This is a genomic window from Anaerotignum faecicola, from assembly GCA_024460105.1.
GTDB lineage: Bacteria > Bacillota > Clostridia > Lachnospirales > Anaerotignaceae > JANFXS01.
The window spans coordinates 1-406 of sequence record JANFXS010000473.1; the positions used below are offsets into that span (position 1 = coordinate 1).

At 52.5% G+C, this 406-nt stretch carries 1 protein-coding gene; it reads left to right on the plus strand.

Going from position 1 to position 406, the window contains the following annotated elements; all coding sequences use genetic code 11:
* Window positions 1-397, plus strand: a 397-nt coding sequence (locus tag NE664_14940) for an ABC transporter substrate-binding protein (protein ID MCQ4727931.1), incomplete at its 5' end; no start/stop codon positions are given.
* Window positions 398-406 lie beyond the last annotated feature (9 nt).

Consider the following 406-nt stretch of genomic DNA (forward strand, 5'->3'; position numbering starts at 1 on the left):
CGGGGGAGGAAAGAGTACCACAACCGACACCACTGCAGCTGCAGGCGGAGAGACAGCAGAGACAACCGCCGGAGAGACAGCAGGGGACACAAAGGCCGAGAGCGGTGACAGGAAGAAAGTCGTATTCTGGTATTCCCACACAGGTGATGAGGCAACCTGCTTTGAAAATGCGATTAAGGCTTACAATGAGAGCCAGGACAAGTATTTCGTAGAGGGCTTGAGCGTATCTGATAAGCAGAAGATCATCGTTGCCATCTCCGGTAATGAAGCGCCTGACGTTATTGAAGTCTCCAACCAGGATGTCCTGGCGTACGCCACCAACGGACTGGTAGAGTCCATTACCGATCTGGCCGCAGCTGATAATTACGATCTGACAGGAAAGGGTTGTTTCGCTTAAAAGGTCGCG